This window comes from Paenibacillus paridis (assembly GCF_006345825.1).
In the GTDB taxonomy this organism is placed as follows: Bacteria; Bacillota; Bacilli; order Paenibacillales; family Paenibacillaceae; genus Pristimantibacillus; species Pristimantibacillus paridis.
Genome location: NZ_VCIX01000089.1, coordinates 62,586 through 84,493, shown reverse-complemented (window position 1 = coordinate 84,493; position 21,908 = coordinate 62,586). Strand labels below are relative to the sequence as shown.

Sequence of the window (21,908 nt, the reverse complement as noted above, 5' to 3'; positions counted from 1 at the left end):
AGAGCCCCTGAGAGTTCCCTCTCAAGAGCCCTTTCCGGTCTGCCGCATAGATTGCTTATTTATTCCTCCGCGTAAATCTTGATTCCGTTATTGCTGTTAGCGATATAGATAAGGCCATTGACAACTACCGTATCGAATACGCTGTTATTCGGCGTAGTAACCTCACCTACCTGTGCTGGCGCTGCCGGATTCTCTATGCTCGCCATGACCAGTTGATTGCGATAGCCGCCAAGCAGTGCGTAAGAGCCGATTAACGCAACATCCTGGGTGGCCGAGTCCGAATCGAGACGGCTAACTAAGCTTGGGGCGCTAGGCACGCTCACATCCAGCACCAACAGCCCGCCTGTTCCCGTGTTGAGCGCATCTGCCACATAAGCGTAATTTCCTTCCACTACAATATTCCGTGCCAAGATCACTGAGCTGTACGTGCCCACAACCGCAGCAGCCGATGGCGTAGCAATATTGATTATTTTCACCCCGGCATTTGCCGCGGCCACATAAGCATAATCGCCAACGACATACACGCCGGCAACGCTACCCAGTCCGCTAACTACCTTCAATTGTGTTATTGTACCTGGGGTGGAAACATCGTATATGCCAAGTCCGTTCGAGCCTCTTGCCACATAAGCGATGCCATCCACTACGGTGATATCCCCTGCAGTGGACATCGCCTTGGTAGCAACAACCGTTGGCAGCTCAGGGTCGGAGACGTCGATGGCATAGAATACGCCGTTGTCGGTTGCATATAACGTATCGCCATCCAGAAATAGATCAAGCGTTGCTGTGCCCAGGACTAGACTTGAGAGCTGCTGTATATTGGCTGGGTCTGAGACATCGAGCACTTGAATGCTGTCCCTATCTGCCACATAAGCGATGCCATCCGCTACAGCAAGCTGGAACGAGCGGCCCGACGTATCGAATGCCCCCTTTTCAACGAGTCTCAGCTTGGATTGTATGACATTAGCCGCTCCTTCCGCATTCGTGGCATCCTTTGGTACCAGCTTATAGTAATACGGAGTCGAAGCAGCAGTGCTATCGACATATTCAAGGCTTGAGACCGTTGCCAGCTCCGTAAATGGTCCTTCCTTGTAGACGGAACGCGATACGGTATACGAATCAGCGAGCGTAACGGCCGGCCAGGAAATTTTCGTTGTTCCGTCTATCTTCTGATTTGCTTTGCCAAGCACGAGATATGGAATCTTCTGCGTCCCGTTCCACAGCATCGTGCCTACGCTGCCGCTGTCATTAAAGACATTTCCGTTTCCATCAAAATCATTATTGGCCAGCAGCGTGTTGTACGAGCTGTTTGCCAAATGTACGCCCGCATAAGCATCGCGAACGCGATTGCCCTGAACGATCATTCCTTGGGACATCGGATAACTGATCAACCCTGGCGTAGAGACGACGATCCCGCTTCGGGCAACATAATTTTCTTGAAAGGTACCGGTGTAGGGTACGTTTGAACCGATCGAGGTTAAATCATTGCCACGGATTTCGTTGCCGAATACGCCAACGGACGGCAGCACCGGATCAGGCTTGGCTACGATTCCGCCATCTACGCCCGGTCCAATAGCCAGCGTATTTCCTTGCCCATGGCCAGGCTTGGAGCTTCCGCTCATGATGTTGTTCTTGACGAGCGTAAAATAGGAATAATCCGCCCGAAGTCCGTTATTATCCTGGTTGGCAGCGAGCCAGATTCCGCCGGAATGCGTCAGCGTATTTCCTTCGATAATGTTGTCATAGTCCTTCGTATAGAACATGATGCCGCCTTTATTTGTTTGCCCTTCCAATAGGTTGCCGATAACGATATTGTGGAAGGCGGCCTGAACATCGACGGTGTAAGCGCTCGTCGCATCCGGAATAATGTCCCATGGCTGATCGAGCACAAGCTGCGTAGCTGTAAAGGAAACAACCGTCCTTTGCTGCCCGAGCCCTTTGCCGCCTGTGATTGTTACTTGCTTGCCAACGAATGTCGTAGTGAAGGCGGCAGTTGTATCCGTAAGAGATTGAACGGCTCCGGCGGTAGCCTTGCCATATTTCAGCCTGCCTTGCCCTTGCCAAAGCATTCCTTCTCCCTCATTGCCGGTTGCTGTGCCGAACACCCCTTTCGTATGATTGCCAGCCACGTAGCTTTCCGCTTGCGGAAAATCGCCGTAACGGTGCTCGATCGCCCCGCCTGCTTCATTAAAGCGAAAGCCTACCGTTGGCACATAGGTTTCATAGTCGATGCCTGTTAACGTATTGTTCTCATACCAAGCCCGTCCTTCGCCGATATGCGTACCCGGGCGCATCATATTGCTCACTTCATTGTTCCGGTAGCGAACCATCTTATTGCTTGACTCGAGCCCGCCATGCGTAACCTCGAACTCGGAATCCTCAATAACGGTTATCCCCGTGCTGTACACTGCTATGCCGGACCCATCCGCAATCTCCGCATGCACGTTTTTCACCAAATATCCGCCCGAATTAGCGGGAATCGGAGAGCTGCCATAGGCATCGTGACCGCCCCTTGCGATACCGAGAAAAGCAATCGGCACAACATAACCATGAATCCGTCTCCGTATATCGGTCGCTGGGCGAATCACGTCGCTTTTGATACCTAGATTCGCTACACCCGAATAATTGCCGTCACTAAAAATCAGTTTCTCCGCTTCGCCATAGGTACGAACCGTAAACGATTCTCTAGGCAATATCGAACGCGGGTAATTCGGAACGGCTTCTCCGTTAAAAACAAGCTTCGTTAACTCTTTTCCTGCTCCGGTTAATATCGTCCGGCTTGGGATAGATAAAGAGGAAAAGGAATACGTCCCTTCCGGCAAATAAACGATGCCTCCGCCGTCACCCTCTGCCTCATCAAGCGCAGCCTGTATGGCTTCCGTATCATCGGTAAGGCCGTCGCCTGTGGCCCCGAACGTTTGCGCGTCATACTGCTGGTCATGAGGAATTTCCGTCAACCAGTGGACGGAGAGACCCAGACTCGCTTCCAGTGACAAGGCATTGGTATTTTGAGCGATGACAGTAAGGGTCTGGTCATTTTCCAGCAGCACTTTGCCCGCCGTTCCGCCAGATCCGTTCGTCACTTCAATGCGATACTCCCCGCCAACCGCCGCAGCTGGCACAACAAAATCAGCTGTGTAAGCATCCGCTGCTTGAACAACAGCGGTATGCCTCGTCGCATCCAGCGTGCTAACTAGCTCAACAGAAACAGCAGTGCTGCTACCGTCTGCCGGATTGTTTAAATTTCGGCCAAACAAGCGTACAGCTTGTCCTGCATATGCGGTCGTATCCGATATCCAGAATGGCTCCGCCCGATTAAACCAGAAGGGATCGCTGGCTCCTTCAGCTGTGATTACCCATACGGCATAGGCATCCGCTGGCGCTGTATTTGGCATTATCGCTTGAACCAGCTGATCCTCCGCTTTAATCACTGCAAGGTCCACAGTTGCGTTCGACGGATCCAGCGGCTGCGTGGAGCTTAGCGGCTGCGCCTTGACTTCCACGTCCGGTCCACCTAAATTCCCGCCGTAAATTCCTACTGCATCTCCTGCCTCCACCTTCCATGTTGCATGTAGAACGACAGGCTTTTCACCCCCAGCAGCTTCCGTTATTTGCGTGCCAAGCGGCAGCATAAGTGTAAGCAGCATGACCATAATCATTAACCCTGCAATTGCTTTGCGATTCATTCCCTTGACGATCATTTGGTTCATTCTCCGGTCTCCTTCTAATCATATTGGCATGCTTGACCTCTCTCCGAGCGAGAAACGATTCATCCCCTTTCGTACATCAATGAGAAACAACGACTTGAAATCGCTTACAAAACAAATGTGAATTCATCAGCCCGTTGCTCATCCTCACTTTAGTCATAGCTCGATTCCAATTCAATGATCATTATTCAAATAGGATATGTATAGCACATTGTTAGGAATGTAAGGCGCTTGACCCGTGCGTGTGTCTGGCTTTTTGTTTTCCCTGCTGACGGTGCTGATGCAGCAGGTGTCCGCAACATTAATTCGCCTGTAGCGTATGTAATAGTATGGAAATAAATTGGAAGGCGGTGCGCGAATGGAGCTTTATTTCAAAGATAATTTCTTCAGTGCCGGGGAAACGCCTATTCTGGATGCTGAAGGTCAATCGATTGGGGCCATCGATTTGCAAAGCATGTTAACGGCAACGCTAACGATATACGGTCCCGATTCTGCCCCTCGATATACTGGAAAATTCCCGTTTTTCTCAAGAAAATGGGAGATCACTGATGCTGGCGGGCATATCGTTGGGGTGCTGCGGAGCAAGCTGACTTTTTTCAGCAAACGTTATGAGTATGATGCGGGCAGTCGCGGCATTTTCTATATTGAATCGCCCGCCTTCTCCTATTCCTATACGATTCTTAACGCATACGAGAAGGAAATCGCTTCCTTCGAGAAAACAAGCCACTGGCTGCAAGCAGGCGCCTTCTGCTTAAGCAACCACTCCGAAGAGCTGGAGAGCTACGAGCTAATTGCTGTCGTCATGGGCGTCCAGAGCATTCAGAAAACAGCGAATAACGGAGCTTGAAGCCAACTCTCTTTGTAATATTGGAATTTATTGCATAAAAAATGGAATTTAGCTAATCATAGGGGTAATGTCGCTTTCCAAGCGGCGAAATTTGAATACCCACGTGGGAGGCTGTAATGAGAAAAATATTGATGTTCGTCTGCGTGATGTTCCTCGCACCGTTGTATGGGGTTATAAATGCGCAAGCAAGCTCTGAAGCTGGCCAATTGCTGGTTCCGATCATCAACAGTGAAGGCAAGACGATTGGGGCGGCCCAGCTCATCCAGAAAGCAGACAAGGTCCATATTCACCTTGAAGTGGAGAAACTTACGCCTGGCAAACATGGCGTCCATTTTCATAATGTAGGAAAATGCGATACGCCTGATTTCAAAACGGCCGGCGATCATTTCAATCCGCTGTCTAAGCAGCATGGGTTCAACAACCCGAAAGGTTACCATAGCGGGGATTTGCCTAACATCGAGGTCGGTGCTGACGGAAAAGCGGTCGCCGATATCGCCAGCGCGGATGTCACTCTTCTGCAAGGCAAGGCTAACTCGCTTCTGAAGGAAGGCGGTACAGCCATCGTGATTCATGAGAAAGAAGATGACTACGCTACGGACCCCTCAGGAAACTCTGGCAATCGGATCGCTTGCGGGGTTATTAAATAATTTAAGAGCTAGCAGTGTGCTTTGATCGTGGCATTTATCGAGGCAAAAGCAGTAGATTAAGATCAAACCGCTCATTTGAGCGGTTTTTTTTATGAGATGATTCCTTGTCCGATCCACGTGTGAGCAGAAAATAAAGGATTCGGCTAGGTCACCGTACCTTCAGACTCCATAAAATAAGTCTTAGACTGAACCTGGAGATTAAAACAAACTGCACGCATTCTCCACGCCGCCCCTTGAGGTTATCACTCCCATGTCTCAACGGGATCTTGTTGTGGATAAATTATCATGCATGATATAATTATAAAAAATGGAAAGAAGGGATATACGATGAACGCAAAAATAAACCTTCGCCACCAACGTACCAACACATTCCATAATAAACATAATCAACGAGTTGCAGAGTTTCATAAACGTCACGCTACTCAAATCGCGAATGGAGATAATGGAAATAGCTTATTAGCGAGATGGGAAAGATTTGTTTATAACAAAGCATTGGATATTTTAAAGATATTTAAAAAATAATTCATTTGAGGCTGTTCCTACGCGTGAACTGCACCTCGTCAATTAGACAATACAAATAATAAAAACCGTTAAGCGGCCTTAGTCCTGAATTCCATTGGACTGAGGCCGCTTCGTTTTGTAAATCGCAAAGAAGTATATGGAAAGCCTCGGTCACTATGCAGCATGGGTCTACTCCTTGGCGCTGCCTTCACAGCCTTTTTGATGCGAGGCTGTTGTTATTCTAATGCCCGAACACATTCTTTTGCTTTCTGCTGCGGATCACGGACTGAATGCCTGCTAACTGCATGAGACGTTGGGGATTTGCTTGTGGTTAATCTGCTGCTCCGTTTCTTTGCTTTTCTTACTGAGCTTTAGTTTTATATCTCCTACAAGAATAATATCGACAGAAAAGTCGGAATCACCACGATATCCTAACCGTTTGCTCAACGCGGCTACCGTTTTATTTTGGCAGCCGCGTCCTGTTGATTGTTACGCTATCGTTCCAAGTTAGCTTAATCTATCGTCTCAGTAAACAAGTGGGTTGTTCGCTGAATAAGAAGCTAAATTCAGAAACTCAACTGCTTCAAACTTAAAATAAATTAGACTTGAATCCAAATCTTCCCAACCTCTGGTTTCAGAGTGAGATACAACTGATACAAAATATTTTAAGTTCTTCCTTCTAAGTTGTTTTTCGAAATAATCATTGAGTCCATCTACTGATGTTATATCAATGATGATTTTCTTACCTAAATGAGTCTGGAAGAGTCTAGCCCTCCACATTGAAGATACACTTACTTCGTAAACAATATCCGCTAAATGCTTTAAATGCTGTTTTTTACGCTGCCTTCGTTTCATATTAAATCAATCACCGTTGGTTGCTAACCAACCTAATTAGCTTAAAATTATTATGTCCTTCTTCACTTATTGTACCATTTGTCCTCACTAAAGATAACTGCCCGTCAACGTAAGGAAGCAGCCGATCATTGTGGTCGGCTGCTTCCTTGTTTTTATTGAACTCTCGTTTCCCATTTAGCTTAATGAAATAAGATTATTTAGAAGCTTATTGGCGCGTAATAAGCTAGTAATCGTGTTGTCTTTTCTTTATCAGTAAACTTTACTACGAGTTCTGTATCCATTCCTTCACCAAGTATTTCAATAATTTCACCTGTACCATACTTAGGATGTAGGATTTCTTTATTGATTCCAAGAGATTCAACAAATTGTTTCTTCTCATCAAGAATGTCAACTTCAGGTTCATTTAAATCTTGCTTTAGGTATTCAGGAGGTTGCGGATATTTATTTTCGTCATTGTTGTAATATTCTCCATCATCTCCTTGAACCCGAGCATCTATTCTATTTGCAATTTCAATCATAAGACCAATTACCCTTTCGTCAGCACTACTTATCATAAGCCTGCCATCTTTATATCGAAAAGGTACTCCCTTGAATGTGTCTAAGAGATCAGAAACCTTCTCTATGTCTTCAACTGCTATAGGATTTTTTTTACTATATATCCAGTGCTCTGCCTTAGTAATATGGACATCATAACTCATATAACCACTTCCTCAGAATTTAGTTTTTTGTAACATTCTAGTTGTAACTCAATACTTCCTTCAAGGTACACGATTTTTACAAGCCTTATTAAATTAAACTAAACTGTCCGTTTGTTGAACGAATAGGCAGCCAATGTCTAGCTGGCTGCCGTAATGTCTTGTTGAGCTATAGTCTCCCGTTACTTAATCTTTTACCCTCATCTGATACGCATACTTCTCTGGATTTTCTACATACCAACTAAGAGGAATGCAGTCCTTCACATCAATCGAAAGTATAAACTCATTCTCAGCGTAAATCCGCAGATTGCCGCTTCCAAAAGGCCAGTCTGATATAAAATCGATGTAATACTCCTTCTTACTAGATGAAATGGTATTTCCCCATCTCCGCGTAACTCGTACAATACCCTCTGGTCCGTATAAAAAACCTTCGCCACTTTCTTTAAAGAGTGCAACTTCAATGGCTCCTGCCTCTATATTAGGAATTATTACCGAAACCATTCCAGAAACATAAACATCCCCTTCAACTTCCAGATGCTTCTTTAGTTCTTTATATAGAGATGAGTAACTGTTATAGTTCCCCACTTCTTGACCTAAATGTTTTTTTAGTTCCTTATTTAGAGGAGTTTCACATAACACTGCAATCCCCCAAGCTTGANCTGCAATCCCCCAAGCTTGAAACGTACACATTCGCTCAATTGGTGAAGAGAAAAATACTTGCGCTTCCGTAAAATCAATATGTTTATCAAAATCGTCATGATTTACTCGAAAATCTATCCGCATAAGGAGACCTCGTCTCATTTTTTATTCAATTGTGGCTATCTAAATAATATCACAACTATAAACGTTTTCATGTTTACTTTTAGCGAAAAAGAGCTACCGACCATTCCATTAACTTGCCCGATAGTTTAAAGCCAGCGCTCCGTTGCACCCCCTGCCTCCTCATTTGCGGCGTGGCCTTACAGTGATCTAACGAAGTTTAAGTAGCGGATCTCAGCTACAGCGTCCCACTCGTTTTCCTTACAATCGATATGACCGTAGGAATGGGATAAGGTTTTTGTCATCCGACAGTAATTCCGTACCCATCGGCGGAACCTCCTTTCCGCACGGCGATAAATCGGGGGGAAGTTACTGGACGCTGTAAGTGTCGCAACCGAAATATTCCCAGGACTTGCAGGAAAAATGGGTAAACAAATATTCAGAATAAATAGAGATTCACGCACAAAAAAGACCATTCGAGCTTCAGCAGCTCTAATGGTCTTTTCGCTAACTCACGATTATTACGCAAACTCTTCAAGGCTCCGCTCCACGCGACAACCTGGTTCAACATGGCATTCACATTTTTTAACTGCGCGTCGGTCGGTTTAAACGTTTTGTACTACTCGAAATCCATAAAGAGCGAAAAGGTTGGATTTGCGCTGACGTCAGCTTCCCCCGCAAATGCTCGGCGGCGCGAGCGCCGCCCGCAGAACCGTAAGCTTACGATTCCGGCCGCCTTATTGTTCCACTCTTTGTAAGCAAGTTAAAAAGTCATTTCAGAAATTTGAATACCTGCATTGCATTTATACTTCTAGTTCGGCGTCTGTAAGTCCCGTCGGGAACGGGATTGGTTTCTGGCAAGTGCTTTGCATCGTATAATGAACGCTTTGGGAAGAAGCGTCGAGAATGCCGAACATCGCTTCCAGTACGTGATAGGCCAAGTCGCCGCTCGCGCGGTGGCCGCGACCGGACATAATCGCCTGCGCCATATCCGCGGCGCCGACGCCTCGGGCGTTCTCGGTCTTGCCATGCGTCAGTGGAATATCCGACCATTCTTCTTCGCCCATCCGTCTCAGCTTCACGGGACCGGTAAACGTATTGGGGTCCGGCACCAGCAGCGTCCCCTCGCTCCCGTACAGCTCGATCCGCGGCAGAATAGAACCGCCGTTGATATCGAAGCTTGTCAGCAGCATCGCCATCGGTCCGGATGCAAAATCGAGCACGCCACCGATGTGGGTCGGCGTCTCGACTTTGATCCTCTTCCCGTTAAGCTTCTCGCTTTTGGCGACCCGTTCCGGGAACGAGATCTTCGCTGAACCCGTCACGCGGGAGATGGGACCGAGCAGCGCAACCAGCGCGGTCAAATAATAGGGCCCCATATCGAACAGCGGCCCGCCGCCAGGCTGATAAAAAAAGTCCGGGTTGGGATGCCAGTTTTCCGGTCCACTACCCATCAAGAAAGCGGTTGCTCCGATAGGCGTACCGATCGCGTTCTCTTCGATCAGCTTGATACACGTCTGGATGCCGCCGCCCAGGAAGGTATCCGGCGCGCCGCCGACACGCAGACCTTTGCTTCTCGCCGTCTCAAGTACGCGGATGCCTTCCTCGCGCGTAGCGGCCAGCGGCTTCTCCGTGTAGACGTGCTTTCCCGCTTCCAGCACTTGCATAGCAACTGGCCCATGGGCCTGGGGAATGGTCAGGTTGATGACCATCTGAATGTCCGGATCGGCGAGCAACTCGTCTACCGAACAGCCGCGAACGCCGTATTCTTCTCCCTTGGCTTTGGCGCGTTCCTCGTCCAAATCCGCGCACGCCACGATCTCCATCGATTCGAAGCGCTTCCCGTTATCCATGTAAATCCCGCTTATATTGCCGGTACCGATGATACCGACCTTCAATTTAGCCATGCCGCACCTCCTCCTCCTCCTTGATCTTCTTCATTAGCCAAACCAAATTGGAGTAACTCGTCTTGACGCATTCTAACGGATCCGTCCTGCAGCTATCCTGCTCCACGACGTACCATTCGACGCCCGACTCCTCGCCCCAGCGAATGATCGCATCGAAATCGATCGTCCCCGTGCCGATCTCTGCATAGGCTTGTTCCTCGTCGTCCGTCATATCCTTCATGTGCAGAATCGGGACTCGTCCGGCATAAGGCGCGAGGAATTCGACTGGGTCGTGTCCGCCCTTTTTCAGCCAGTAGACATCAGGTTCTGCAAGAATGACATTGTCCTCCTCAGGCGCGATCAGGTACGACAGCCCGTCCTTCCCGTCCACCGCCGTTTCGAATTCGAAGGCGTGGTTATGGTAGCTGATTCGTAAATCCTCGCTTTGCAGACGATCTGCCAACTCGTTGAACCGAAGTTTGAGCAACCGATATCCCGCTTCGTCCCGGTACTCTTCGCCGATTCCGGCACACACGATGTCAGGCGTTCCGAAAAATTTCGCTTCGGCAATCGCACGCTCCGGCTCGTTAAGCAATTCATCCCCGCCGTAATGCAAGCCGGATACCTGAAGCCCCGTTTCCTTCAGCACGGATCTCAGCATGGCTCGATCGTACCCGTAGAATCCGGCAAACTGGACGGCACCGTAACCTATTCGAGCCAGTTCGCGAAGCACTCCGGGAAAGTCAGCGGCACACTGCTCGCGGAGCGTGTATAACTGAACGGATATTTTGTTGTTCACACCTATTTCCTCCCCATACTCTCTATTCGTCATCCGCTTACACCCTTTAGGAGGTCTGTAGATTAGCCGTTCTGATAACTATTGATTTATTTGGCAAAATATGATTTGGATGAGTATTTTAAAAGCCGTTGTATTTGAGCCAACTGCCGCAAGCGACCGTCCAACTGCGAACATGGACGTCGTCTTCCTCGAGACCAATGCCGTGCTGGCCATGCACGTAGTCATAGAGCGAACAGGACGCTATGCCTCCCCCCTGAATGCCAAGGCAACGGCAATTGACCTCGAATAGGACCGATTACAACATCGCCTGGATTTTTACGTCATCGAAATATGCTTTCTCCAGATGAGAGAATACGCCCGCTTTGCCGGTACCGAAGGCGGAATCCGTCGCGCTGGCAAGTAATTGCCCGTCCAAGTACGCTTTAAGCGAGTTCCCTCTCACTTCCAACCGATAGGTATGGTAGACACCGGTCGTCGGATCCGAGAGAATGGGCGATGTCGCCAACGTCGTCTCCACGCCGTTCTGCAGCTTAACGAGGAACATTCTCTTGTAATAGCTTGCGTAATACATGTAGTAAAAATTGTTGTAGTCCACGAATCTCGCAACCAAACCTACGCGGCCTTGCCAGGTGTCCACTTTCGTCTTGGCCTCGATGCTATAATCCGTCCATGTGCTAAGTCCCGTCACTGACTTGGTTCCGCCTTTATCCACGTTGTCGGACAAATAGACTTTCGAATTACCGTCAGTTACGACCGAGAAGTTCCCCCAATTGGAGACGACCGTCCAATCGCTCACAACTCCATCCTCAAAGTTGTCCTCGAATAGCAAGTTCGATGTCGTCGCAATTGCTTCGATGCTGGGATCCGATAGCCGGCCTCCCGGATCATACGCTTTAACCGCGTAATGATACGTCGTCACGGCATTCAGTCCCATATCCTTGTAGTTATAGACTGAGCCGTTAACGGTGGCGATATCCGTTCCGTTCCGGTAGACCTTATAGCCCGCGACGTCCGTTTCGTCTGTGGATTCCTGCCAGGTTAAGTTAATCTCTGAAGAAGAGAGTACTGTAGTGGTTAAGTTTGCGGGAGGCGTAGGCGCCGAACGATCGTAATGTTGGACCAGAACGTTGTCGAATGCAACGGGTTTCTTCGAGCTTGACACAAGTCCCGCTTTTCCTTCGGCGATTGAAGAGTCGACGGCGGTAATAATTGTCTGGCCGTTCACCGATCCAATTAGCGACGTTCCTTCCGTTTCGAACCGCAGCTTATAGGGTGTGCCGGCTGCGATTGTCGTCAGCCCGGACACCGATTGAATAACGGAGGTCATCCCGCTCTCTCGTTTCTTGATTACAGCCTTACCCTTTTGCGCATTGTACTTAAAAACATAATAATGGTCATTGTCTGCGTATCTTGCCAGTAAGCCAACTTCTCCCTTAGCGGTCGTCGACTTGATGTCGGCTTCCACCGAGTAGTCGCTGCCGTATGTCGCATCGATCACTGTCTTGCCCTTTGCGGCGGAGCGATAAACGGTAGTCTCCCCGTCTTGGACCACGCTCCATTGTCCTTTTACCGTAGTCCAACCGCTCGCGTTCCCGTTCTCGAACGTATCCGCGAACAACGGGTCATAGATAAGCTCGAAGGCGAAACCTTTGTCCGTATCAAGCTGAACGACAAGATCGCTTCCCGAGACTGTCACGGGAATCTCTTCCAGCCTCACGCCGTTAAGCGACAGCTTATAGGCCTTGTATCCGCCCGCAGGACGGTCAACCGATAACCGAAATTGCGCGGTTTGCTCCTTGGCTAGCGTAGGCAGCTTGCCTTTAAAGTATTTGACTTCGCCCGTGGACAACTGTACCGTCTCTTCGTCTGTAGCTGCGACGTCCGTCGTATAAATAAGCAGCAGCCTGTCGCTGTCTTCCAACGATTTTTCGTCCAGGGAGGAAGCGAAGAACGTGCCCTTGTAAACATCGCCGGTCACGGTTGCCGGACCGAGTTCAAGATCGTGATTGTCCATCGTGCCGGCCGCCGCGACGACCGTTGGCGTCCGAACCATATAGGTGTTCAGATTCAGGTCGAACAGAAGCTCTCTCGTATCGGACAGCAGCTTGTTCTCATCCAGAGCGTCAAGCATCGCCGTCTTCGTTGGGGAAGCGTCGAGCGAGTCGATCATCGCTTCGGCCACTTGCCGATCCGTCATGCCGCTCGTGATCGCGATTCGGTTCACAGCGGGGAATTGACCCGCCTCAATCTGCTGTGTGGTCAGCTCCGGTGTGATCCGGTAAACCGCGAAGGGTACGCTCGGGTTATCCGCATACACGGTTGCTGTGTTGAACAGATGCGGGATATACATCATGTTGGCGATATACGCCTCGACCTCGGACGCAGCGCCTTTGTCGCGAGCCCACGTCTTATCCCATACGAGGGCGAACTTCGGCTCACTGGTCTGCACGGCGCCGGTCCGAAACAGCAGCGCCCCTTCCGCCTCGGGCAGAATCGCTAGCGGATCGTTCGCAATCGAGAACGACTCCGGTGTTCCGAGTCTTCCGTTACTGTATGCGTCGCCGACGTTCATGCCGATTGAATATCGATTTAGCATATCCCAGCCTTGGAACGAGCCTGTCGCGCCGACGAAGATGCCGGCTTCCTCGCGCCCCTTGGCCGGGAACGTGTCTTGGAATTCCGTCAGCAAGAAAGGAGTTTCGTACCCTTGCCTTAAAGACAAAGCCGGATAATAGTTCCCGAACAACCGATCGCTCGCCCAATCTTTCGGGTAGTTCGCGTTCGTCGCGCTATCGAACGACATGCTGAGACGCGGGAATTTGAGAGGTCTGAATTGAAAGCCGTATTTACCGTTCTCGTCAATCCGTTTATCGACAAACTGGTGATACAAGTGCGTCTCGAAGACGTCCGACGCTTGGTTCCGCCAGTAATTCACGTTTGGACTAATAATGTGGTTCAATCCTCCGACCGGTACTTCGACCCCGAGCTCCTGCTTCAAATAATTGCGCATCTCGTTCGATGCCGTGATGGTCTTCTTCGAGTAGTAGGCGCTTAGGCGATCCTTGATCGTGCCGCTCTCATTCCAGTATTGATCGGAGATCGACGAGATGGGAGCTTCGCCGAACGTATCCGCCAGGAAGTCGTTGAAATCCTCCATTAGAAAAGTGCGAAACTTCGCTTTCATCGAGCTAAGTCTCATATTGAGGAGAAGCGACTCGTTCCAGGGACTGACGCCCGCGAGCACAGGATCGTCCTTCAGGGCAATCCCCGTATAAGGATTGACATGGGTGAGCCACACGCTCGCGATCTCCTTCCACATTTCCATCGCTTCAGGCAGCGTAGGCAGAAGATAGGCCGAATTATATCCCTCTGCATATTCGCCTAGAACCGGTACGTTCTTGAAGTCATACAACTGGAACAGATCGATCACGACATAGATACCGTGAGCCTTAAGCCTGGAAATGAGATATTCGACCTGATCCAGCCTATCGGAATTCAACTGCGGGGTCGGAGAGTTAGGCTGGAAGATGCCGGGCGCCCAATCTGCCATGGAATCCAAAGAATGAAGCCGTACGACGTTATAGCCTAGTCGTGCCAATCGCTCCGCGGTACGATCGGCATCCTCATGAGAGCCATAGTACATATTCCAGGATAAATTGCCCCCATAAAGCTTTACTTTCCGCTGCGGCTGCTGCTCGAAGACATAATCCCCGTCGGAATCGATCTGGATAAAACCGTGCTTCCCCGCTGGCGCATCATTCATTGCCGACAAATCCAAAGCGCTGCCCTCGGCAATCATCGGCTCCGTGTCTATCGGCTGCCAGCCGGCGGGCACGGCCGCATTCGCCTCGGTTGCGCCGACGTTAAACAGCGGAATCGTGAGTATCAACACTAACCATCCGATCAGACACTTGCGGCTTATCCGTTTGGGCTTTGCAATCAACGTAATCGTTCCCCTTTGTTCCGATTCAGTCGTTTCTCTCGCTCCAATTGGATACGCGGACGCCAAGAATTGCATCCGCGTATTTTGTCTCTGCTCCAGGGCTTATTTCTTCTGATTCGCCGGCCAAGCGAAGGTCATGCCAAGCGCCTTCTTCGCTTCTTGGAACTGTTTATTCTGGTAGTCGTACAGCTTCTGATAACCAAGCTTCTCTTCTCTCTGGATCTCTTCATTAAAAAACTTCTCGATATCAGCTTCCGACTTGGCGAGGATCATCTTGGCCCGCTGCTTCTTGCGTTGCTCCTCGATCTTCGCGTTGATGCCGCCTTCCTCTGTGCCGCCAAGCGGAGTTATCGATTCGAACGGAAGCATATCATATGTGAAATCGGCGAAGTAAATGGTCGACTCTTCCTTGATCCTCGCATCCTCCGTGCTCGTTGCTGGCGTGGTTCTCTGGATCGGCAACCAATTGATCAACCATTGCAGCGTCCCGTTGCCGTATTTAAGCTTGGCTTTGTTCGCATCTTCGGCATTCAGCGTATTGAACTCATCTGTCAACTTCACTTTGCCGCTCTCGTCGTAATTCCATGCCGCGCCTTTCGGACCGTAATTTACGTTTAAGCTCATTTCCTCCGTGGACAAGTAATCGAACAGCTTGATGATGCGATCCGGGTATTTTGTCTTGCTGTTGATCATCGAAAGCGTCCAGCCCGACGAACTGACGGGATCGACATACGGTTTGCTGCCCGAGTCGCCTGTCACCGGTCCCACGTGAACGAATACGGCCTTCGGGTCCGCCTGATAGAGCGCGCTCCAGTCGATCGTCCTATTCGTAAAGGCGAAGACAGCGCCGTTCGTGACCTTCTCTTGGATCTGGTTCTTGTCGAGTGTCTGGCTGTCTTCCGGCATCAAGCCTTCTCGGTATAGTCGATTCAGGAACTTGTAAGCTTCAAGCATCTCCGGCGTGCGTTCGCGATCGATCAGATTGCCTTGCGAATCCTCTCGAGGAGCGCCGAAGAAGTTGCCGATAATCCAGCTCTCGAAATACGCGGGCGTTACTGTAAAGCCATTGTATTTCGTCCCTGACTCCTTGACCTTATGCAGTGCGGACACCAGGCCCTCCTTCGTATTGAAGTCCTCCGCCTTAATGCCGAGTTGATCCATGATATCCTGCCTCGCGTATAATCCCTGGTTGCTGCGAATGCGGTCGCCCGGCTGGAACGATTCCTTCGCCCAGAAGAAGCTTGCAAAGCCATAGAAGTGTCCATTCGGATTGCGAAACCAGTCCTGCATCGACTTCGGAACCTGGAAGTCCGGATCGTGCTGCTTAATCAGCTCGTCTAGCGGCGAGACGAGACCCGACTTCTCGAGCACACCGCGCTGCGGTGATCCTTTATCGAGCGTAATAACGTCGGGGATATCGCCGGAAGCGATGATGGCACTAAGCTTGTCGGAGTTGCCAGAGGTGAAGTCGATTGAGATGCCGGTGTCGTCGGTAATCATTTTGTCAAGCAGGTTGTTTTCCGGATCCCAATTCTTCTTGTAGTAATCCTGGTCCACGAACCAAGTGATCTTGATCGGAGACTTGTTCTCCTGCTTCTCACCCGGTGACGCTGTTCCAGACGGAACGGCCGATTCCGAGGACTTCGCGTTGCTCGCGTTTTCGTTGCCGGATGAACAACCCGCGAGAAGTCCACCCATCAGAACGGCTGCCAGCGTGGCGCCGATCCATTTTTTGCTGAATTGCATGTCGTTTTGCCTCCCCTTTGTCTTGTAAGTGCTATATGTTGTTCATTCGCGTCAAGCAGACCCGTACGTGCCTGCTTGACGCGAAAATCAACCTTTGACGGAACCGATGAGAACGCCTTTGACGAAATACTTCTGCAGGAACGGGTAGATGACCAGGATCGGCGCCGTCGTCGCCATCATCATGGCAAGCTTGAGCGTCTCGGGGCTGATCTGCTTCGCTTCTTCCGGCATGACGCTTGCAGCCTGCTCCCCGAACTTCGACGCTTCCGACGAATCCGTGACGATGCGCATGAGGAACAGTTGAACCGGCTCTAGCGCTTCCTTGGTCGTGAACAGCATCGCGTCGGTATACGCGTTCCAGTGATACACCCCGTTGAACAAAGCTATAGCCGCCAAGACGGGCTTGGTGAGCGGCAGGATGAGCTGCAGAAAAATGCGGTATTCGCCGGCTCCGTCGATCTTTGCGGACTCAATGATCTGCTCGGGTATCGAACGGAAGAACGACATGACGATAATCATATCCCAGACGCTGAACATCGTAGGAATGATGTAGACCAGAAAGTTGTTAAGCAAGCCGAGATCCTTGTACAGCAAATAAGTCGGGACAAGGCCGCCGTAGAAAAACATCGTGAACATCATAACGATCATATAAACGTTACGGCCGGCCAGCGCTCTACGCGACATGCCGTAAGCCACGAGCGCGGTGAACGCCACGTGCAGCGCCGTGCCGACGATCGTTCGAGATATCGTAACGAAGTAGGCATGAAAAATCGTTTGATCGGAAAAAACCGAAAAATAATTGGATAGCGTAAACGTGCGAGGCCAGAAATAGACCCCTCCCCGCATATAGTCAAGTCCCTGGTTAAACGAGCCGACCAGCGCGAACCAAAACGGGGCGATCGTAAGCACCACGATGGCCGTCATGATGATGACATTAAATGCGTCGAACCACTTATCTCCTTTGGAGCGGATATTCATTCTTAATTCCTCCTTCATCTTACCTTAGAACAGACTGTTATCGGTAAGCTTGCGTGATGCGTAATTCGCCCCGAACAGCAGGACGAGCGCGACAAGCGATTTGGCCAAACCGACAGCTGTCGAGTAGGAATAGCGCATCTGCTGAAGTCCGACCTTGTACACGTAAGTATCGATCGTCTCGCTAACGTCGAGATTCAGCGGATTCTGCATCACCATAATCTGCTCGAAGCCGGTATTGAGAATCGAGCTGACAGCGAAAATGAGCATGATGACAATCGTCCCCATGATGCTGGGCACCGTAACATAGCGCATGCGCTGGAGCCTGCTGGCTCCGTCGATTGTAGCCGCCTCGTGAAGCTCTGGATCCACGCCTGAAATCGCCGCGATATAGATGATTGCCCCCCAGCCGATACCCTTCAGCATCTCCGCCCCGACCATGATGATCCAGAACAGGTCCGGATTACCCATGAAGTTGATCGGCTCATCCGATATATGCAGCTTGACGATTAGCAGATTGAGAATCCCATTCGAAGGCGACAGCACGGTTAGGATCAACCCGCCGAAGATCACCCAGGAGACGAAGTGCGGCAAATACGAAACCGTTTGCACGAATCGCTTGAAGCGTACTCCCGTCAACTCGTTTAAGAGCAGAGCAAACAGGATCGGCGCGGGAAACCCAAGAAAGAGCGCGAGCAAATTCATCGCCAGTGTATTGCGCAGTACGTTCATAAAGTTAGGGTCCGTGAGGAACTCCCTAAAGTGGCTAAATCCTGCCCATGGAGAGTCCATGACGCCTAAGAACAAATCAAAATTTTTAAAGGCAATCAGAATACCATACATAGGCACATACGAAAATACGATAAGGAACAGCAGCCCAGGCCATACCATGCTCTGTAGCGCGAATTGGCTCTTCCATCTTGAGCGTCGGCCGGTCCCCTCCGTTCCCGAAGCAGGAGCGCGGTGTCCCGCCTCTAAGGTTCTTTCCACTTCTCGTCCACCCCCGTTCGTTACCGGACCGCCTCTCGAATGGCGATAGCGAGTAACGTTCTCTTTGTTTGAATTTGCTTCAGCGCCGGAAGCCTAATCCAACTATAAGTCTTGAAAGCGCTTATAAAAATAGCTCGGTTTTTGTTTTGATACCTTCATTTTGGATTATCCAGGCGACGGGAAGGGTTAACTAGTAAATTGTCGAATACGTGAAGTAGGTCCCATAACCATCGAGAGAAGGTACGACGATGCGCCGCCAATTAAACGCCATAAGCATCAAAAGCAAGGTAATGCTCGCGTTCGTGCTGTTGATTCTGCTTCCTTTTAGCGTACTCGGGCTCTATACCTACGATCAATCCCAGCAGTTCGTCCGCGCTCAATTGGTCTCGAATTCCGCTACGGCGCTGAAGCAGATGAAACACACAATTGAGAACAAGATTGATCTGATCGAGAGCGTCAGCGATTCCATCACTTTCAATTATCGTTTGCAGGAATTTCTGGAGGGCACCTTCTCAGAGGATAACAATTCGCTGGATACCTACTTTAGTTATGCGGCGCCGCTCATCAACTATGCGATGCTGTTCCAGAAGGTCAATACCGAGAAGATATCCGTCTTCATGAACAACGAGACGATCCCCGAGGGCTTCGGCGCCTTCTACCATTCGTCCAAAGCCAAACGGGAGCCTTGGTACGATTCGTTCGTCCATTCCGGCTCGAAATCGGCTTGGATCGTCCGCGATAACACGGTGAGCGGCCAAACCTTCGGCTTCGTGCAGAAGATGATCTCCTTGGAAGGCAATGATCTCGGCTTCACGCTCGTCGAAGTTCGACCAAGCGATTTGCTGGCGACCGCCCAAGGACCGTCGGAGAGCGGTCAAGACATCGTCATCGCGGACGAACAAGGCCATATTCTATACCCGGAAGAAAGCGAGAACCCTCTCTCTTCCCTACTCCTGCAAACGCTGTCTTCTGGCGACTATTCCATACGCGACGGTAAGTTGTATATCGGAGAGAAGCTGAAGGGCGTCGGCTTGTCCATGCTGATGACCGTCTCACAGCCGCGCACAGCGAATTCCTTGCAAGCAGCAAGCAACCTCGTCTTCATCGCGACAATGGTCGTTCTGCTGTTCTCATTCTATTCCGTGCTTAAGATGGTGCTACGCAAAATGAGAACAAGCATCCGCCAGATGGATCAGGCGATCGAAGCCGGCTTCAAGCCTATTCCGATCGACCGGCGGGACGAATTCGGGGTTATTACCGAGAAGTTCAATCTTCTATTGAACAAGGTAACGATGCTGATGAAGGACATGATTCGCAAAGAGACGATGCAGAAGGACGCTCAGCTCGCCGCACTGCAAGCTCAGATCAATCCCCATTTCATTTACAATACTCTCGATATGTTCAGCGCGAGGATGGAGCTGGCCGGTCAGTTCGAAGAGTCCGATGCGATGGCCGATTTCGGCAAAATGATGCGTTACAATATGGACGGACAATCGAAGTTCGCGACGCTGGAGTCCGAGATTCGCTATCTGGAGCAATACATGAACCTGCAGAAAATCAAATATGGCAGCGAAATTGAACTAAGCGTTCAGGTGCCGGAGCGGCTCCTTCCGTTACGCGTGATTCGCTTCCTTCTGCAGCCGGTCGTAGAGAACAGCATCCGGCACGGATTCCCGGCGAAGGGATTACTGCGCATCAGCCTCGTCGCTTCATTTCAGTCCGACGACACCGTCCTGCTTTCGATCCGGGACAACGGCCCGGGAGTCGAACCGGCACGCCTTGCTTACCTTAACCAGCGGTTCAGGAAAACCGAATATACGCCAGCTAACGATCAAACAAGGGAAAGCATCGGGCTCAGCAACATCAACGAACGACTAAAGCTGTTCTATGGCGAGGAATACTCGATTCGGCTTATCAGCGTAGAAGGCCAATATGCGGAGACGATCATCACCATCCCCTACGATGCAGGAGAGGAAGACAGCCATGTACAACGTGCTCATTATCGATGACGAGCAACTGATCGGCGACGGCGTCAAAGCGAAGCTCGAGCGCGCGGGGCTTGCCGAGATCTCGCAGATTCATGTCGCCTGCGGCGGAGAGGAGGGGCTGCAAGCTGCCGCCGATTTGAAGCCGCATATCGTCATTACGGACATGCGCATGCCCGATATCGACGGCATTCAAGTGATCCGTCGGCTCTCGGCTGATTTGCCGTCGTCCAAATTCATCCTGCTCAGCGGCTACGACGATTACGCTTACGTCCGCGAGGCCTTTAAATACGGCGCTCTCGACTATCTGTTGAAGCCAGCGGGGTCTGCCGAATTAGCTAAGCAGATCCGGACTGCGATCGCAGCTATCGCGGAGGACGACAAGAAGGCCGCACAAGCGGAACGAAGCCGCAAGGCCGAACGGATGATGCTCGCCTCGCGATTGAACGCGTTTCTAAACGGGGCTATTCATCCTCGAGGCAACGGTGATGCGGTCAGCTCTCCCGATTTTGAGCTAACGGACTCTTATTTGATCCACAGTTCGGCTGCCGTTGCCTTGTTCCATATTAGCGGCGATCCTTATCACTCCGGAGATCTGGAGTTAGCACAATCGCTCTTGGAGCGGAATGCCCGCGAAGTCGGGCTTCCGGAGGAATTGCGGCTGTTGGCGTTCCACGACGGGGACGGGAGCGTCTGTGCGGTTATCAACTTCACGGATGACGTCTCGTTTGACGCTGTATCTTCCATGATTAGGGAGACGGTAAAGGGATTAAAGGAGGCCGGCGCAGAGCATGCAGTCGCATCGTTAAGCGAGCCGTGTCGGCCCGCCGACCTGCCGAAGCAGTATAAGCAAGCTAAGCTTGCCATGGCGTACCGTATTCTGCGAGAGCCTTGCGAAGTGCTGTCGTCGAATTCGGACAATCGGCCCGGCGGAACGGATGGGCAGTTGCCTGCCCGCAAGGATATCGAGGAGCTTCGCCACGCCGTCGAAACGTTGCAATTGGAGAGGATCTCACAATGGATTGACCGTTGGCTGCCCGACAGCCTGATCGGAAGCGAGTCCCTCGACCGGCTCAAGGCGGTTTACCAGCTGCTGCTAACGGAAATCCGGAGACGCCTCGACGGACGTCTGCCGTTTGAAGAGCGCGAGCAAATCCGCGCGCTTGCCTCCTTTCATACGCTAGGCGACCTTCGCCGGTATTTAGTGGCGTACACGGACACTGCGAAGCGTTCCGCAAGCGAGAATGCCGAGCCGGCGGAGACCGTCATTTCGTTCGCGGAAGCATTCGTCAGGGAGAACTTTAACCGCGAAGTGCAGCTCGCGGAGGTGGCGAACCGGGTGTCCATGAACTACTCTTACTTCAGCAAGCTGTTCAAGGAGCGGACCGGGCTGACCTTTACCGCCTATTTAATCAAGGTACGGATGGAAGTAGCCAGCAAGCTGCTGCAGGATCCTACCTTGCGCATTAACGAAGTGTCCGAGAAGGTCGGCTACGGCAACCTGTATCACTTCTCTCGCGCGTTCAAAAATTACTTCGGCATCTCCCCGAAGGAGTATCGCCGATCCAGATAAACG

The 21,908-nt window shown here is 50.7% G+C and carries 14 protein-coding genes and 1 pseudogene; 5 read left to right on the top strand and 10 right to left on the bottom strand.

All coding sequences use genetic code 11. The features are described 5' to 3' along the window. Positions 1-59: 59 nt before the first annotated feature. A complete protein-coding gene (locus FJQ58_RS33210; RefSeq protein ID WP_139996211.1) occupies positions 60-3,707 on the bottom strand; it encodes a glycosyl hydrolase family 28-related protein in 3,648 nt (1,215 codons plus the stop codon). A 355-nt stretch (positions 3,708-4,062) separates the two neighbouring features. Between FJQ58_RS33210 and FJQ58_RS18865 the strand changes: the two genes are divergently transcribed. The 3 genes from FJQ58_RS18865 to FJQ58_RS18855 all read left to right on the top strand — a co-directional run bounded on the left by FJQ58_RS18865 (position 4,063) and on the right by FJQ58_RS18855 (position 5,720). Next, positions 4,063-4,551: an LURP-one-related/scramblase family protein gene (locus FJQ58_RS18865; RefSeq protein ID WP_139996209.1), complete on the top strand. Its 489-nt coding sequence runs from the start codon at positions 4,063-4,065 to the stop codon at positions 4,549-4,551. Positions 4,552-4,667: 116 nt separating this feature from the next. Next, positions 4,668-5,198 carry a superoxide dismutase family protein gene (locus FJQ58_RS18860; RefSeq protein ID WP_139996207.1) on the top strand — a complete coding sequence of 177 codons (531 nt, stop codon included), beginning with the start codon at positions 4,668-4,670 and terminating at the stop codon, positions 5,196-5,198. A gap of 327 nt (positions 5,199-5,525) precedes the next feature. Beyond that, on the top strand, positions 5,526-5,720 hold the full coding sequence (locus tag FJQ58_RS18855) for a hypothetical protein (RefSeq protein WP_139996205.1): 195 nt from the start codon (positions 5,526-5,528) through the stop codon (positions 5,718-5,720). A gap of 504 nt (positions 5,721-6,224) precedes the next feature. Here FJQ58_RS18855 and FJQ58_RS18850 read toward each other — a convergent pair. From FJQ58_RS18850 to FJQ58_RS18805, 9 genes and pseudogenes are all read right to left on the bottom strand, one after another. Then, the gene (locus FJQ58_RS18850) at positions 6,225-6,554 is read right to left on the bottom strand and encodes a Rossmann-fold NAD(P)-binding domain-containing protein (protein WP_139996203.1); all 330 of its coding nucleotides are present in this window, start codon (positions 6,552-6,554) and stop codon (positions 6,225-6,227) included. Positions 6,555-6,751: 197 nt separating this feature from the next. Continuing rightward, positions 6,752-7,252: a hypothetical protein gene (locus tag FJQ58_RS18845; RefSeq protein ID WP_139996201.1), complete on the bottom strand. Its 501-nt coding sequence runs from the start codon at positions 7,250-7,252 to the stop codon at positions 6,752-6,754. A 1,279-nt stretch (positions 7,253-8,531) separates the two neighbouring features. Then, positions 8,532-8,768: pseudogene (locus FJQ58_RS33000) on the bottom strand (NADPH-dependent oxidoreductase); the annotation flags it as partial. Between the two features lie 43 nt (positions 8,769-8,811). Continuing rightward, positions 8,812-9,915: a Gfo/Idh/MocA family protein gene (locus FJQ58_RS18830; protein WP_139996197.1), complete on the bottom strand. Its 1,104-nt coding sequence runs from the start codon at positions 9,913-9,915 to the stop codon at positions 8,812-8,814. Continuing rightward, a complete protein-coding gene (locus tag FJQ58_RS18825) occupies positions 9,908-10,693 on the bottom strand; it encodes a sugar phosphate isomerase/epimerase family protein (protein ID WP_139996195.1) in 786 nt (261 codons plus the stop codon). The genes FJQ58_RS18830 and FJQ58_RS18825 overlap by 8 nt, the downstream gene beginning before the upstream one ends. A gap of 295 nt (positions 10,694-10,988) precedes the next feature. After that, the gene (locus FJQ58_RS18820) at positions 10,989-14,702 is read right to left on the bottom strand and encodes a fibronectin type III domain-containing protein (protein WP_162341586.1); all 3,714 of its coding nucleotides are present in this window, start codon (positions 14,700-14,702) and stop codon (positions 10,989-10,991) included. Positions 14,703-14,738: 36 nt separating this feature from the next. Next, entirely contained in the window at positions 14,739-16,382 is a 1,644-nt protein-coding gene (locus FJQ58_RS18815) for a type 2 periplasmic-binding domain-containing protein (protein ID WP_139996191.1), read from the bottom strand. Positions 16,383-16,469: 87 nt separating this feature from the next. After that, entirely contained in the window at positions 16,470-17,360 is an 891-nt protein-coding gene (locus FJQ58_RS18810; protein WP_139996189.1) for a carbohydrate ABC transporter permease, read from the bottom strand. A gap of 24 nt (positions 17,361-17,384) precedes the next feature. Next, the gene (locus tag FJQ58_RS18805) at positions 17,385-18,347 is read right to left on the bottom strand and encodes an ABC transporter permease (protein WP_238404167.1); all 963 of its coding nucleotides are present in this window, start codon (positions 18,345-18,347) and stop codon (positions 17,385-17,387) included. Positions 18,348-18,595: 248 nt separating this feature from the next. Between FJQ58_RS18805 and FJQ58_RS18800 the strand changes: the two genes are divergently transcribed. Beyond that, positions 18,596-20,356: a cache domain-containing sensor histidine kinase gene (locus FJQ58_RS18800; protein ID WP_139996187.1), complete on the top strand. Its 1,761-nt coding sequence runs from the start codon at positions 18,596-18,598 to the stop codon at positions 20,354-20,356. Further along, a complete protein-coding gene (locus FJQ58_RS18795; RefSeq protein ID WP_162341584.1) occupies positions 20,331-21,905 on the top strand; it encodes a helix-turn-helix domain-containing protein in 1,575 nt (524 codons plus the stop codon). Before FJQ58_RS18800 ends, FJQ58_RS18795 begins: the two co-directional genes overlap by 26 nt. Positions 21,906-21,908: the final 3 nt, after the last annotated feature.